This is a genomic window from Clostridium brassicae (assembly GCF_026738875.1).
Lineage (GTDB): Bacteria > Bacillota > Clostridia > Clostridiales > Clostridiaceae > Clostridium_H > Clostridium_H brassicae.
This window is the reverse complement of the sequence record NZ_JAPQFJ010000010.1, coordinates 66,939-82,715: the sequence shown is the minus strand read 5'-3', so window position 1 is coordinate 82,715 and position 15,777 is coordinate 66,939. Positions and strand designations below refer to the sequence as shown.

Genomic DNA, 15,777 nt, shown 5'->3' with positions numbered 1-15,777 from the left:
ATTTCATTAAAATTTTTTCAGAAGATTGGATGTGTTTTTATGGCTACAACCATAAATTTTGATTCATTATTAATACTAACCATTTTTGCTTTCATTACACCTATTTTTGTAAACAGCATAAAAAAATTTAAAATTCCTTTTGTAGTTGGAGAAATTTTTGTTGGAATAATCATAGGAAAAAGTTTCTTTAACCTCGTCCATGAAGATGTTTGGATAAGTTTTTTATCTCACTTAGGTCTTGCATATCTAATGTTTTTAAGTGGATTAGAAATTGATATTGATAGGGTTAAATTTGCAAAAGAAAAAAAGAAAGCCTTTTCTCAAATACTTATGTGTTTTTTAATGTTTGGTATTTCTTTGATAATATCATACCTTTCAGCACTGTTTTTACATAAATTAGGAATAATAAACAATACACTTTTTATTAGCTTTTTATTTACTGCTTCCGCTCCAGGGCTTATTGTTCCTTTTTTAAAAGAAAGAAAAGTATTGAACACAGAATATGGTCAAGTTTTACTTATATATACATTAATTTGTGAATTTGTATGTTTAATCTCATTAACACTTATTTCTTCTACTATTACTCATGGATTAACATATAAAAACTTTTTATTTATTTTATTATTTGTATTAGCTTTTATCATCTTTAAAATAATAGATAGAACTTCTCATATTTTTGATTTTTCATCATCATTCTTTTCAAATTTACATATGGGAGTACGTGCTGCCTTTGCTTTAATGCTTATTTTGGTAACTGTTTCAGATAAAATAGGAACTGAAGTTATTTTAGGTTCTTTCTTAGCTGGAGTAATTTTCACCTTTATACTTGATAAACAGAAAGAAGAATTAAAGTATGAGTTAGATATATTAGGTTATGGTTTTTTAATTCCTATTTTTTTCATTATGGTGGGAGTTAATTTAGATTTATCTTCTATAATTCAAAACCCTAAAGCACTTTTAAAAATACCTATATTTTTAATTGTTATATTTATAGTAAAGGCTTTTCCTGCTATACTAATGTATTTTAAATATGGGTTTAATAAAGCTGTTTCCGCAGCTCTTATAACCTCAGGACAACTTAGTTTACTAATAGTTGGAGCACAGATGGCCTATAATTTAAAGATAATAAATAATTCCGATTATTCAGCTGTAATACTTACAACAGTTATATCTTGTATATTATTCCCTCTTTGCTTCGATGCTGTCTTTAAATCCAATGATATAACCTCATTAGAAAATTCATCTATAGATAAGATATCAGTCTTAGAAATAGTACCTATGAATGAAGACTTATTCGATAAATCATTAAAAGAAATTGATTTTCCACATAGATTTAGAGTATTTATAATAATAAGAAATGGTATTGAAATATTGCCTACAGGGGACACTAAAATCTTAAAAGGTGATAGATTAATTATTGGAGGATTAGCCGAAAAATCAGAAGATATATTAAAACTATTGAATGGATAAAACTCTTATTACAGAAAATTTATATAATTATAAAATCACCTCTAGTTTCTTTTTCTAATATAATATATTTTTTAATTTATTAAAATATTTTATATTTCTAGAAGAAATAACCTGTATTAAATAAATATTTTTGCAAAAAATATTATGGAATATAATTAAATACAAGTGAGGTATATATCATGGCAAAAAAAGGTATGAAGCGCCCTTCCCCTACAGAAAATGATAAAACACCAAGAAAAAAGAAAGAAAAAATAGATCACCCTAACTCAGTTCCTGAAACAAAACACTAAAATTTTCAAAGTCTGTATTATATAAATAAACTCAATATAATACAGACTTTTATTTTTACCCTTTTGTAGCATGTATAATATTATCCACATGAGTTTCGTCAATATAATAATTTATACATTGTCGTATATTATCAGCTCTCTTTTCTTTTAAACATGTTGAAAAATATTCTAAAGCACCTTCCTTTATATAAGTTATTGGCACTTCATATAATTTATTCAATTCATTTATTTCGTCTATAATAAAGTTTATAGATTCTCTAATATTATCAATTTTATCTTTAAATATTACACTTTTTAAAACTTGATATGATAACAGTATTACCGCAATTAAAGTCCATACCATTAATAGCATATTAGCTCCCATAATAACGTTGTGTTCGTTTATACTCTTATTTATAGTAAAGTTAATTACTGAAGTAATTCCTTTATATTCATTATTTAAAGTCATAATCACAGGATATATAAATATACAAATCAATACTATTGCTTTTATTATCTTTTTATTTGGATTTATATATTTAGAAAGCTTTTGCTCTTCTAAATTTCTCTTTTTAACTAAATCTCTTAACTCTTCTATCCCACAAAATAATTCTTTTCGAGACATACACCCTCCATATATTTTATTGGTAACAGTATATTTATATTTTACTCAGCTTATTTAAATTACCAATCAAAGAAATTGTATTATTAAAAATTCCAAATCTAAAAATCAACAGTGAAAAATATTATATAAATTTATAAATCTAATAGGATTTTCTATATAATCATACTCATATCTTCCTTTTTTCACATCTAATTCTTTTTTTATATTATCTATATAATTTTCTTTACCAATTTCATCTAAACAATAATATAAGTTATAAACTTCCTCTATTTTATCTATATATAAACATTTAGATATATCTTTAAATAGAAAATAGTTTTTTAAATCTAAAACCCATAAATAAAGATATGAACATATTATTCCCCACCCGTCAAAATCAAGTTTATCTTTAATACCCTGTTGAAGATAGTTTATTTGAAAATCTAAAAATCTTTTAGAATATCCTGTGAAATTTTCTTTTAAATCATATATAGATAAATAACACAACTCTTGTAATATATCTTCAAAGATTCTTTCTATACTAATATGATCTATTTTTTTGATTTTGAATTCCTCATTTATACTTTTCTTTAAGTACTGAGATATTGTAGGAAATAGTTCCTTATGATTATATTTCTTTATCAAATAAAACATATCATAAGCATTTTTATATAATTTATCTTTTTTAAAACTCTCTATACCTATAGAATTCACAGCAAAAGTAACTATTTTGGATGTAATTAAAGTATATATATCTATAGATATAGCATTATAATTTAAATCCATGGCCATAGTTTTACTTTTTTCCATGGTATATTTAGGAATCTTTTTCATACTAATGTGTAAAAAATCTATCTTTATGCTTTCTTCTCTGATTTTTCTACTTTTAGCGAATATAAAAGGTAATTTAACTATAAATGTTGTTATTGGTAATCTACTTTGAGATAGAATATCACTTTTAGGCACATACTCATATAACCTCATTGGAACTTTATTTGAATTAAATTGATTTTCTATTATCTTCATTTCTTTTCTTAATCTTTGTTTTGTTAAATTAGTATATAAATCTAAATCTTCAGTACATCTTTGAACTTTCAAGTCTAAGTATAATTGAGCACAAGCTCCTCCTTTTAACATAACATTATCTTTTAATCTATTCTGAATATGAGAATGAAGCTCATATATCCATATTTGTTTTTCTATCACACTTTTAGGTATACCATAATAATTAGCTTTACTTGCAATATATTCTTCTTGAAACTTATTATAATTATGGATAAAAAAATTTTTATTTATCTTTTTTATGTTTTTCAGCTCCTTTCTGTTTATCTCACCACTATCTATTCTAATACTCCTATCTTCTTTAAAATGAGAGTGAAGAATGACATAACCCTGGATAACACTATCTAAGGAATAAAACTCCTAAGAACCCTGTTTATATTTTAGCCATTAATTCCATTAATACTCTTACTCTAATACATAAGTACAATTAAGTATAAAAAAATATTTATTACAAAAAATATAAAATGAGATTATATATAAAAAATTGTTATTATATAATTCTAAAAATAAAGTTGCTACAAAAGCATTTTATAACAAAAGATATAATTTAAATATATTGTTTTATTGATAATTTTTATTATATAATATATAATATTAATAAAAGACAACTTTTATCGGAGGTATTCTATATGGAAACTAAAAAAACTAAAATATCAATAATTGGGGCAGGCTACGTAGGGGCAACTTGTGCATATTCACTTATGATAAGTGGACTTCCTTCCGAACTAGTTATCGTTGATATAAACAAAGATAAATCTCTTGGAGAAGCTATGGACTTATCTCATGGGGTTTCATTTGTAAATCCTGTAGATATACATGCTGGAGATTATAAAGACACAAAGGATTCAGATATAGTAATAATTACAGCAGGTGCTGCTCAAAAACAGGGTGAAACAAGATTAGATTTAATCAATAAAAACTTTAACATATTTAAAGTTATTATACCTGAGATAGTGAAATACAATCCTAATTCCATACTTCTTGTAGTGTCAAATCCTGTAGATATTTTAACTTATATAACTTATAAGTTATCAGGTTTTCCAAAAGAAAGAGTTATTGGATCTGGTACAGTTCTCGATACTTCTAGATTTAAATACCTACTAAGTAGACACTTTAAAATTGATTCAAGAAATATTCATGCTTATATAATGGGCGAGCACGGAGACTCTGAACTTGCAACTTGGAGTTTAACTTCTGTTGCTGGAATGAATGTAAATGAATACTGTTCTCACATCTGTAAAAAATGTGATGGTTTTTCTAAATATGAAATATTAGATGATGTAAGAAAAGCAGGCTATCGTATTATTGAGAAAAAAGGTGCAACTTATTTTGCAGTAGCTTTAGCTGTTAGAAGAATTGTAGAAGCCATTTTAAGAGATGAGAATTCAATTTTAACAGTATCTTCTCTTTTACAAGGTGAGTATGGAATTGATGACATATATCTTGGAATTCCTTCACTAGTAGGAGCTTCTGGTGTGAAAAAAGTTCTTGAAGTACCTTTAGACATAGAAGAAACAAAAGAATTAAGAAAATCTGCTGAAACTTTAAAAGAATATTCTAATAAATTGAAATTTTAATAGCCAAACTCTAAATAACATCTAAGAATGATTTTCTAATCATAACAAGAAAATCATTCTTATTTTGTTAATAGAATCCGGCTATTTAAACACACTTCATGTATTAATAAATTTATTCTTTGACTAAAATCTTACGAAGTAAACATTTACATAAAATCCAATATTTTTACTTAAAGTATAAAACCAACTACCAAATATAAAACTAATGCAACTGCAGCATTTGCTAAAGCATATGGAACTTGGGTTTTTACATGATCTATATGATCCGTAGCTGCTGCCATTGAAGAAATAATAGTTGTATCAGATATTGGTGAACAGTGGTCTCCCATAATAGCTCCTGAAATTACCGCTCCTACAGTTACATATAAATTAGCATCCATTGCAACTGCCATTTGAATTCCTATAGGCATCATAAGAGCAAACGTTCCCCAACTTGTTCCAGTAGAAAATGCAATAATACATCCCATTACGAATATAAGTGCTGGTCCATATGAACCATCTATATTTCCTCTTACTAAGTTTGCCATATATTCTCCTGTACCTAAATCACCAATAACATTTCCTATAGCAATAGAACATATTAAGATTATAACAACTGGCATCATTGAACCTATACCTGTATAAACATGTTCCATGAATTCATTTAATTTCATTATATTTTGTGCTCTATAATATATAGCTGAAAAAACTAAAGATGCTAATACTGCCCAAAATACTGAACTTGATCCTGAACCATTGAATATACTGCCTTTTCCAGTAATATATAGTCCTATAGGCATCATAAAAATAAGCACTGCTAGAGGTAAAAGCATATTTTTAGCATTTGGTTTAACGCCTTCTTTAGTTGGTATCTCTGTAGCTTCTAGATTTACAACAGGCATAGCCCCATCTCTCATTAATTTTCCTGTTTTCATAACTCTTTCTTCAGCTGCTTTCATAGGACCCCAATCTTTGCCTGTTAAAATATAAAATGGTACCGCTAAAACAGCTATTATTGAATAAAAATTGAAAGGTATACTTTTTATTAGTATTGAAGTAGCATTACCTGTAATTACCCCTTTAGATATTTGAACTGCTATCAATCCCATTAGTGTAGCACCCCATGCATTCAATGGTATTAAAGAACATACTGGTGCTGATGTAGAGTCACATATATATGCAAGTTTTTCTCTTGATACTTTAAATTTATCTGTAAGTGGTCTTGCTACAGTTCCTGAAGTAAGAATTGTTATTGAAGATTCTATAAAAACAACAATACCTATGAAAAATGCTAAAAATTGTGCTGCCTTCTTATTTTTTATTATTTTATTTTTTTCTGTTAAATAATCTACAAATCCCTCAACTCCACCTGATACTTGGATAAGAGCAATTATAGATCCTACTAACAATGAGAACATTATAGTTTTAGTAACCCATCCTTCTGCAAATACAGAAACAACTCTTTCTAAAGAAGCATTGAAAGCAGGGAAAAGAGCCCATCCCTTAAGAAGTAATTCCCCAACAAAAATACCTGCAAAAAGAGATAAAAAAACTTGTCTAGTAATAACTGCTAAAATAATTGCTAAAATTGGTGGGAACATACTAGCTAATCCAAATTCCATAATCATACCTCCTATTTTTTCATTAGAATATTAAAACTTTATACTAATGGAAAGTACTTATAAAAAACCTCCTCCACTATAAATTATATATAATACCTAAAAGTACTCTCCTAAGTAACTCATTTGATACAGCTTATTTACACTACATTTATAATTAATTATTTTAAATTTTTAACTGCATTCTCTATTCTTCTTAGTCCTTCTTCTAAAGTATTTCTAGGACATGCAATATTTATTCTAACAAAACCTTCTCCTTCTCCTCCAAACCAATATCCATCATCTAATGCAACTTTAGCTTCTTTAATCATAAATTCAGATAATTGTTCTTTATTCATTCCAAGTTCACGGCAATCTAACCAAACTAAATAAGTTCCTTCTATCTTATTAACTTTAACTTTAGGAATTCTTTCTTCTATATACTCTACTAAAAAGTCCAAATTGCCTTCCAAATACTCTAGTACTTGTTCAAGCCATTCTTCTCCACTAGTATAAGCTACTTCTGTAGCTACTGCTCCAAAACAATTGTCTCTACGAATATCTAGTATAGCTATCGCCTTACTAATCTTCTCATGATCTTCTTTATTTGGTACTGATAATAGTGCAGACTGTAATCCAGCTATATTAAATGTTTTACTTGGAGCAAAACATGTAATTGTATTTTGAGCAAATTCTTCCGATATTGATGCTAATGGTATATGCTTATGACCTTTATAAACAAGATCTGAATGGATTTCATCACTTATTATCTTAATATTATTTTTAATGCAAATTTCTCCAAGTTTAACTAATTCTTCTTTTGTCCACACTCTTCCAACAGGATTATGTGGGCTACAAAGTATCATCAATTTTACTTTATTGTCAATTTTATTTTCTAAATCCTCATAATCCATAATGTATTTTCCATCTACCTCTTTAAGAGAATTACATACTAGCTCACGTCCATTATCCTTTACTACATCAAAGAAAGGGTAATACACAGGAGATTGTATAATTATTTTATCTCCGGGTTCAGTAAATTCTCTAACAATTATACTAAGTGCTGGCACAACACCCGGGCTATGAATTAGCCAATCTTTTTCACTTTCCCAATTATGCCTTTTTTTCATCCAATTACATACAGCTTCTTTGTAACTATCAGACATTTTTGTATAACCAAATATACCATGTTCAGCCCTTTCTTTTAGTGCATCTATAATAGGTTGAGCCACTCTAAAGTCCATATCTGCTACCCACATAGGTAACACATCTTTTGTTCCAAACTTTTCTTCAATCTCATCCCATTTAGCTGTATTACTTCCAATTCTATTAATAGTTTTATCAAAATTGTATCTCATACTATAACCTCCATGATCATTTTTGAAATCGTTTAACTTGTCGTAATTTTATATAAGCAAATATCGTGCCAACATTTTTCGTCAATAAAACTGGTTTTTCGCGTTGTTTTTATAATGTTCATACAATAATCAAATGGTTGAATTGGGTGAATATTTAACCTATTTCTCCTTTTGTATTTCTCTCTTAATCAAATTAGCTAATACTCATATAAATTTATATAAAAATATTTTACCTAAATCTGAATACTTATTCACTAGAAATAAATGCCATATAGCCTTTCCAAATAACCTAGTACAAACTTTACACCAAAATAATATATATATTTTAAATAAACTAAATTTTAATTAAAAATTATCTTTATATTAGTAAAAAAACATCCTTATGTTATAGATAATAAATAACATAAGGATGTTTTTTAATATTAAGCTGGATTTTATTCTTCAAAGTTAAACATATCACTCTTAGGGAATATTCCAAATATTCCACCTGTGTGAACGAATAAAATTTTCTCTCCTTTTTTGAAAGTCCCCTTATTTATCTGGTCCACAAGACCAAACATAGCTTTTCCTGTATAAACCGGATCAAATACCACGCCTTCTAATCTTGCAACATCCGTAATAAATTTTAGCTCGTCTGGTTTACTTTGAGCATATCCAAGTCCTACATAACCATCTATAATATGAATATTTTCTTCTATAATTGGTATCTCTCTATCCATATAGATTGAGCTTTCCTTTGAAATTTTCTTTATCTTTTCCACAAAATATTCTTTATTATCAGAGACATTTATTCCTACTATTTTTGTTTTAGGTAAAAATAATTTTTGCCCTATAGATAGCCCTGTATATGTTCCCCCTGATCCCACAGCAGTTACGATATAATCAAAATCCAACTTTTCTTCTATACACTGCTCGCTTATCTCTTCTGCTGCCTTTATATACCCAAAGTTACCTATACCAAATGATGCTCCAGTAGGAATTATATATGCTTTTCTACCTTCTTGATCTAGTTTTTCTTTAAGGTTTTTTAATAAATTCTCAAGATCACTTTCATACTCTTCGCTAAGTATATAATGTGTATGTGCTCCTGCTAATTTATCTAAGAATAAATTAGCCTCCATTTTAGGCTCCTCTTTTTTATTTAAAACAAGATGACACTCAAGTCCTAGCTTAGAAGCTACAAAAGCAGTAGCTCTGCAGTGATTTGATTGAATTCCTCCACATGTAATTAAAGTATCATATCCATTATCTATTGCATGGGCAATAGTATATTCTAGCTTTCTAATCTTATTTCCACCTACTACACTCCCTGTAAGATCATCTCTTTTTAAATAAATTTCCGGACCATCAAGTAATTTACTTAATTTATCTAATTTATGTATTGGTGTTGGTAAAAAAGCTAATTTCTCTCTTCTTGGATATTTAAACATCATAACCCCTCCTATTTTTAATAGATATTTTTCTTATCATATATCGAAGCAAATACTATGCCAATTCTTCTAATACAGTTTATCTATTGCTTTAATCCCAAACTGAGTTATCTTTGATCCTCCTCTTCCCTTTGAGATTTCCACCATATTATAGTTCTCCAAGTCAACTAATATTCTTCTAATCTCCTGTTCTGACAAAAACACACCCTGTATTTCAGCACTCTTTGCAATACTTCTCCTTCCCACAGATTCTCTGTTTTTATATCCTTTCTCCAGTTCTTTTAAAACAAATATATACCTATCTACTTTATTTCTAACATATTGCTTAAATGTCTTTATAGTAATTATTTCTTCATCTCTTAAGTCATATAAATTAGATATTTTTGAAGGGTTAAAAGGTATATCTTCTAAATCAATATACTTTTTTTCTAAATGTGCAAGATACTCAACATAGTTTCTAAGTTCTCTTACATTTCCTTCCCAAATATGATTTAAAAATGCCTCTGACACACTTTCAGACAATACAAATTCCTTTTTAAGTTCTTTTTTTATTTTATCCACTAATAATAAAATATCTTCTTTCCTTTCCCTTAACGGAATAAGATTTAAGGGTAATACGTTCAACCTAAAATATAGATCTTGTCTAAACTTTCCTTCTTTTACCAAATTTTTTAGATCTCTATTTGTTGCTGCAATTATTCTAACATCTACATTAATCACCCTATCTCCACCAATTCTCATTACTTCTCTTTCTTGAATAACTCTCAATAATCTAGCCTGTAGTCCTAGTTCCATTTCCCCTATTTCATCAAGAAACAAAGTACCCATATGAGCTAATTCAAAAAGACCTAATTTTCCCCCTTTTCTCGCTCCAGTAAATGCTCCTTCCTCATATCCAAAAAGTTCACTTTCAAGCAAACTTTCAGGTAATGCTGCACAATTCACAGCAACAAATTGATATTTTTTTCTATTAGAAGCATTATGTATTGCTTGAGCAAATAACTCTTTTCCAGTTCCTGTTTCTCCTCTAATTAATATAGATGATTCTGATTTAGCCATTCTCTTTGCAATATCTTTTACCTTATTAATTTCCTTACTCTCCCCAATAATATCTTCAAAAGTATATTTAGCTATATGTCCTTTTCCTATAAGCTGTGATCTAAGTTTATGCTGCTCTTTCTCTGCATCACTAAATCTTTTAATAATTGCAGCAGCACCATAAAGAATTTTATTATTAGTTATAGGATCAATATTTACAGAAATTGCACAACCATTTATTTCTACTAATTTTTGCTTAATAGATTTTGCTCTATGAAGTACTTGTTCAAATGGCAATTCAGGTATTAGTTCCTTAACATATCTTCCTAAAATATTCTCCTTTTTTAAGCCTATTACTTTTTCAGCACTTTCATTATAAAAATATACACTTCCTTTTAAATCTACACCTATAATACCCTCTTCTAAACCTTGTAATAATATACTAAATTCACTTTCAAGTCTACTAGTTATTCCCATTAATTTTTGTACACCTGATCTATTAGTAACAATACTATTAAAATAATTTTGTATTTTCTCTTTTTTAATCAAGCTGTCTAAATCCAATTTTGCAGCTATGTCAATTATAGTATTTATGTCTAAAACCCTATGCCCTATATCTATAATTCGACTTACATTTTCAGGTACATATCTCATTTCTCCTGGTGTTACTGCAATATCTATATTGGGTATTTCTTTCATCATTGGATAAACAGGTACAAATTCTATATGATTTGCTCCTAACTGATAGATTAACGAAATAGTTTCTACAGCCATTTCTAAGCTTAAATTTACAAGCATAACCTTCTTACCTTTAGGTATTTCATTAACCTTATTAAATCCATCTTTAAATATAGTTATACTAGTTATAATTATTTCACAATCTTTTTTTATATAATTTTTTACTGTTCTATAAATATCATCTGTTGCTATTAACACTATATCAGCATCAATAATTCCCTCAACACTATTATCATCTAATGAATATCTTTCAGTGATTATATATTCACCAAACAATTCTTGTAATTGTTTACAATAAAAACTTGCTACAGCAGAAGAAAGAGTTATAACCGCTATCTTCTTTTTCATATGTATTCCTCCCACTAATTTTTGAAGCTATTTCTTCATACCTACTTAATAAAAACTATATTAAATAATTGTTCAACTCTAAATACTATTTACGTTTTAAAATTATGCAAACACTCTTCCTATACAATAACATTATTTTAGCCTAATTAAAACATAATCAAACCTAAAAAAGCCATTCATCCTGAATGGCTAAGAGTAGTTATATACGTTGTTCTGTATTTCTTTAGGTATTATCCTATCATACATTAATTTGTAACAATAGTTTATTATGTCACTTCTCTTTATTATCCCTATAAATATATCGTTATCATCTATTACAGGTATAAAATTTTGACTAACAGAAATTGATATTAAATCTTCTATCTCAGCATCTATGTGCACTGGTTTATTCTTCATATGGGTAGGTACATCCTTTAGCAAAATTTTCTCAGTATTCTTAAAATTTAAATCAGCAGTATTTTTTAACTTCCATAATAAATCACCTTCTGTTACAGTCCCAACATATCTCCCTTTTTCATCTACAAGTGGTATTGCTGTGTATCTATAGCGTTCCATTCTTTCTAAAGCTTGCCTCATAGTAGAACTAGGCTTTTCATATACAACCTCTTTTTTTGGTGTAATAAAAAATGCTATATTCATATGCCCTCTATTACCTCTCTATACAATTTTTTATATATTAGCTTAATAACTAAATATTATTGATAATTAAGCTTTTAAACCTTCTTAATGTAACATCTACTTAAAATGTATTATTCTATACTAAACTAACAACTAAAAAATGTAACCTAATTTAATTATAAAGCCTATATCAATTATAGTCAAAGCAATAGAAAAATATTAATCCTTTATTCAATATATATTAATACAAAGTTAAAAATTCAAGGTATAAACAAAGTTCTTGCCTTTAGATGGAGTTTACTTCCTCCAAAGCTTAGAAATCGTTATCCAGGGACTTAGCCATTCTTTATTCCCACTTTGAAGAAGATGGAGGTATTAGAGCAGGTAGTCATCTGATTAAATTTGTTTTGTTTTGTATTGTAAGGTATAATATTACTTAACATAATTATTGATGCTTAGGTGGTGTTTCTTTTGTTAACTCTATCGTTAATTACAAAAATACTTTTCTTATGTGTAGCTGCATTTTTAGCAGCTTTTGTTGATTCCATCGCTGGTGGTGGTGGACTTATTAGTTTACCTGCCTTTATAGCAGCAGGTGTATCCCCACATATTGCTCTAGGTACAAATAAATTTTGTGCCTCCTGTGGTTCTTTAACAAGCGTTCTAGAATTTATAAAGTCCAAAAAAATAGACTTTAATTTTCTAAAATATTTACTTCCCTTTTCTTTATTAGGTGCCATAGCTGGGGTAAACACGGTATTAAAAGTTGATGAAAAGTTTCTTGAGACTTTAGTATTAATTTTAATTTTATCCGTAGGAATATATAGCATATTTTCAAAATCCATCGGAAAAGAGAGTACATTTAAAGGCACAACAAAGCTAAATATATTTTTAGGAATTATCCTCGCCTTTTGTCTAGGATTTTATGATGGTTTTTTTGGTCCAGGCACTGGATCTTTATTAATATTTGGACTTATAAAAATATTTGGTTTTGATTTTGTACAGGCTGCTGGAAATGGAAAGTTACTAAATTTCATTAGTAACATTACATCTCTTATACTTTTTGCAATCCATGGACAAATAGATTATCTAATAGGTATACCTATGGCTATTTTTATGGTTTTAGGTGCTAAATTTGGAACTTCTCTAGCTATAAATAAAGGTTCTAAACTTATCAAACCAATTTTCATAACCATGTCTCTTTCTCTTGCTTGCAAAATACTCATACAAAATTTTCTATAATTTATATTAATATTCCTAAGGCTATGTTTTAAATTGTTGAGTTCATTATAATGAAACTTTACAATTGCTCTTAAAATTATATGAATTCAACAATTTATTAAAGCATAGTCTTATATTAAAAACTAAATAATTTACTCAAAAACAAGATTATTTTATCAAAATGAATTTATTTATACCTTTATTTTATCTCTAGTTTCACTCTATCATCTTCCATATAAACAATTGCTTTACCCCCATTTGAAAGCTTTCCAAATAGAACCTCATCCACAAAAATAGCTTTAATATCCTTTTGAACTACACGAATTATTTCTCTTGCACCATATGCTTTTGAAAATCCTTTTTCAGCAATCCATTTTAAGCATTCCTTTTTAACTTCAACTTCAATATTTTTCAATAAAAGTTTTTCTTTAAATTGGTTTATTGCTTTCTCAGCTATGCTAAATGCTATATCTTCATTTATACTGTTAAATACTATGATTTCGTCAAGTCTATTTCTAAATTCAGGGGAAAAAACTCTTTTTACTTCTTTTGTTACGCATTCTTCTTCTACTGTTCTTGAACCAAAACCAAGCATTTTCTTCCCCATATCCCCAGCACCAGCATTAGAGGTCATAATCAATATAACATTTTTAAAATCAGCTTTTCTTCCATTATTATCTGTTATAGTAGCATAATCCATAACCTGTAACAAAAGATTTAATACATCTGGATGAACCTTCTCAATTTCATCTAAAAGTAAAACACAATAGGGCGTTTTTCTTATTGTATCTACTAAAAGTCCCCCATCCTCATATCCCACATAACCTGGTGGAGAACCTATTAATCTTGCTACAGTATGTTTTTCTTGATATTCACTCATATCAAATCTAACTAAAGGAATGCCCATGTATTCTGCTAACTGCTTGCATAATTCAGTTTTTCCAACTCCCGTAGGTCCAACAAACAACAAACTTGCAATTGGCTTTTCTTCTTCATTAAAGCCAACTCTAGACCTCTTAATAGCTTTAACAATAGCATCAATAGCATTATCCTGTCCAAATATCTTATCTTTTAAATTTTTATCCAAATTCTTTAATTTTTGAATATCTCTTGTAGAAACATTTTTCTCCGGAATTTTAGCTATAGAAGCTACTATTTTTTCAATATGTTTATCTTCTACTATTATTTTTTCATCTTTATTTCCTATTTCTAATCTCAAATAGGCTCCAGCTTCATCTATTAAATCAATGGCCTTATCTGGCAAATATCTATCATTTATATATTTTGTAGATAATTCTACTGCAGCTTTTAGTGATTCATCTGTATAAATAGCATTGTGAAATTCTTCATAAGTATTTTTCAATCCTAGAAGAATTTTATATGTATCTTCCTTAGATGGCTCCGGCACTTCAATTTTCTGAAATCTTCTAGATAATGCCTTATCTTTTTCAAAAAATTTCTTGTACTCTTCATAAGTAGTAGAACCTATACACTTAAATTTACCATCAGTTAAAAAAGGTTTTAAAATATTAGAAGCATCCATGGCTCCTCCAGAAACTGCTCCAGCTCCGACTATTGTATGAATTTCATCAATATAAACAATAGCCTTATCTTCTTTCTTTATTTTATTTAATACATTTTTAATTCTCTCCTCAAAATCACCCCTGTATTTAGTTCCCGCTAAAAGAGCTCCCATATCTAAAGAATATATTTTACTTCCTTTCAGACTATAAGGAACTTTCTCCATTGTAATCAATTGAGCTAATCCCTCTATAATTGCAGTTTTACCTACTCCTGGATCTCCAACATGAACAGGATTATTCTTTGATCTTCTAGACAAAATCTGAACAGTTTTTTTCAATATTTCTTTTCTTCCAATTAAAGGATCCAACTTGCCTTTTCTTGCTTTTTCTGTTAACTCAGTAACATAATTACTTAATACTATTTTATTTTCCTTGCTTTTTTCATAAAACTCAAAAGAATCATCTTCATCATCATTATCATCTTCATATCCTATAGACATTTCAATTTCTAAATCATCTGTTACTGATATGCCATGAGTTATATAATTTAATATATCTAATCTAGATATACCTTGATTTCTCAAAAAATAACTTGCAAAATACTGTTCTTCATCATAAATGGCAACTATAATATTACCAAACTTAATTACATCCTTTCCTGCGGCAATAACATGTTCTGCAGCAGAAGAAAATACACTTTCAACCCCTAATGTTTGAATAGGATCATTCTCCTCTACTTTTGATATATACTTATCAAAATAATTTTCTAAATCCGATTTAATTTCTTCAAGATTTCCTCCACAACTTTTAACAAAGTCTTTTCCTTCATCAAAAAACAATGAAGCATATAAAATATGTTCTGGTGTAAAATATTCATGTTTTAAAATTTTAGCCTGATTATATGCAGCACTGAACATTTCATCCAATAAATTATCTAATTTCAT

11 protein-coding genes are annotated in these 15,777 nt (G+C 28.0%); 3 read left to right on the top strand and 8 right to left on the bottom strand.

The window, feature by feature from the left end:
* Positions 1-39: 39 nt before the first annotated feature.
* Entirely contained in the window at positions 40-1,470 is a 1,431-nt protein-coding gene (locus OW729_RS10790; protein WP_268061514.1) for a cation:proton antiporter, read from the top strand.
* A gap of 345 nt (positions 1,471-1,815) precedes the next feature.
* On the opposite strand, the gene OW729_RS10785 is transcribed toward OW729_RS10790, so the two are convergent.
* Complete coding sequence (locus tag OW729_RS10785) at positions 1,816-2,364, bottom strand: hypothetical protein (protein WP_268061513.1); 549 nt, start codon at positions 2,362-2,364, stop codon at positions 1,816-1,818.
* Between the two features lie 105 nt (positions 2,365-2,469).
* A complete protein-coding gene (locus OW729_RS10780) occupies positions 2,470-3,549 on the bottom strand; it encodes a hypothetical protein (protein WP_268061512.1) in 1,080 nt (359 codons plus the stop codon).
* Positions 3,550-4,034: 485 nt separating this feature from the next.
* On the opposite strand from OW729_RS10780, the gene OW729_RS10775 reads away from it, so the two are divergent.
* Entirely contained in the window at positions 4,035-4,982 is a 948-nt protein-coding gene (locus OW729_RS10775) for an L-lactate dehydrogenase (RefSeq protein WP_268061511.1), read from the top strand.
* A gap of 170 nt (positions 4,983-5,152) precedes the next feature.
* Here the strand turns inward: OW729_RS10775 and OW729_RS10770 are convergent, their stop codons facing one another.
* The 5 genes from OW729_RS10770 to OW729_RS10750 form a co-directional block, all read right to left on the bottom strand.
* Positions 5,153-6,583 carry a Na+/H+ antiporter NhaC family protein gene (locus OW729_RS10770; protein ID WP_268061510.1) on the bottom strand — a complete coding sequence of 477 codons (1,431 nt, stop codon included), beginning with the start codon at positions 6,581-6,583 and terminating at the stop codon, positions 5,153-5,155.
* Between the two features lie 158 nt (positions 6,584-6,741).
* On the bottom strand, positions 6,742-7,917 hold the full coding sequence (locus tag OW729_RS10765) for a MalY/PatB family protein (RefSeq protein ID WP_268061509.1): 1,176 nt from the start codon (positions 7,915-7,917) through the stop codon (positions 6,742-6,744).
* Between the two features lie 434 nt (positions 7,918-8,351).
* The gene (locus OW729_RS10760) at positions 8,352-9,347 is read right to left on the bottom strand and encodes a D-cysteine desulfhydrase family protein (protein WP_268061508.1); all 996 of its coding nucleotides are present in this window, start codon (positions 9,345-9,347) and stop codon (positions 8,352-8,354) included.
* A 69-nt stretch (positions 9,348-9,416) separates the two neighbouring features.
* Positions 9,417-11,471 carry a sigma-54 interaction domain-containing protein gene (locus OW729_RS10755; protein ID WP_268061507.1) on the bottom strand — a complete coding sequence of 685 codons (2,055 nt, stop codon included), beginning with the start codon at positions 11,469-11,471 and terminating at the stop codon, positions 9,417-9,419.
* A gap of 189 nt (positions 11,472-11,660) precedes the next feature.
* Positions 11,661-12,110 (bottom strand): CBS domain-containing protein, encoded by a 450-nt coding sequence (locus tag OW729_RS10750; RefSeq protein ID WP_268061506.1) that lies wholly within the window; start codon positions 12,108-12,110, stop codon positions 11,661-11,663.
* A 450-nt stretch (positions 12,111-12,560) separates the two neighbouring features.
* On the opposite strand from OW729_RS10750, the gene OW729_RS10745 reads away from it, so the two are divergent.
* Positions 12,561-13,331: a TSUP family transporter gene (locus tag OW729_RS10745; RefSeq protein ID WP_268061505.1), complete on the top strand. Its 771-nt coding sequence runs from the start codon at positions 12,561-12,563 to the stop codon at positions 13,329-13,331.
* 178 nt (positions 13,332-13,509) lie between these two features.
* On the opposite strand, the gene clpA is transcribed toward OW729_RS10745, so the two are convergent.
* Complete coding sequence (gene clpA / locus OW729_RS10740) at positions 13,510-15,777, bottom strand: ATP-dependent Clp protease ATP-binding subunit ClpA (RefSeq protein WP_268061504.1); 2,268 nt, start codon at positions 15,775-15,777, stop codon at positions 13,510-13,512.